At 42.8% G+C, this 936-nt stretch carries 1 protein-coding gene; it reads right to left on the bottom strand.

What is annotated here, in order from left to right; genetic code table 11:
• Positions 1-797 (bottom strand): InlB B-repeat-containing protein (locus B5E64_RS17675; RefSeq protein ID WP_162610230.1); only part of this gene is annotated, 797 nt, incomplete at its 3' end.
• Positions 798-936: the final 139 nt, after the last annotated feature.

Genomic DNA, 936 nt, shown 5'->3' with positions numbered 1-936 from the left:
TTTCCACTGATGCCTGCCTTCACTGTCAGCTTTTCACCTGAAGCTACAGTTCCTTCTGCAAGGTCTCCCTCACTGATGTTCATGACCTGGGTTTCCCCGTTATAGTACGCGCTGCTTTCCTTATGGACTTTCAGCTCTCTCTTTGCGATCGTAACTTGTGCTGTTCCGTTCCAAATGGCGTTCTGATCATTTGTAATCACACGAAGTTCTAATGTTTTATCCACCGAGTCTGTAAACGAAAGTCCACTTTCAGGAACATCTATCCAGCTATCCCCATCTTTATACTGCCACTTTTCTCCGTCTAAAAGTATACCTGACAGGACTACTTCATGGCTTATTCCATCATATGTTGTATCGATGCCAGTCACAGAAAAATCTGATGTATCTCGCTCCCACATAGCATATAAAGTAACGTCTGTATTGGTAAAGAGCAGCGTACTTCCTGGCTGATAAGGTGTGCCTGATCCATCTGCTTTTATATTCCATCCTTTAAAAGTATAGCCAGACTTACTTAACCCCTCACCGGATGCAACTGTCACTTCAGTACCACTTGCATACTGTCCACCTTGAGGCGGTGTACCGCTGCCACCATTCGCATCATACTGTAATGTATATCGTTGGGCAACATACTGCGCATAAAATCTGACTGCTCCATTGACAGTATAAGGAAACTCTACTTTTGTTCCCATACAGGCATCATTAGTATACCACCCATCAAAGTAGTATGTAACACCATCGACTACCTTTTCCTCAGGATAATTCTTCTTTGGAGACACGTTATCTCCTTTATCTACCATAAAAGATTCCTGACTAAGACTTCCCATACCTGAAATGGGCTTCGCTCCTTGAAAATTCAATATTTCAGCTGACAAAATAGTGATTTATGCCCCTATAGACTCTGGATGGAGTGCGTTACGCAGATATTTCGGTAGTCTT

Source organism: Drancourtella sp. An12, assembly GCF_002160935.1.
In the GTDB taxonomy this organism is placed as follows: Bacteria; Bacillota; Clostridia; order Lachnospirales; family Lachnospiraceae; genus Sellimonas; species Sellimonas catena.
This window is presented reverse-complemented; position numbering and strand designations above follow the sequence as displayed.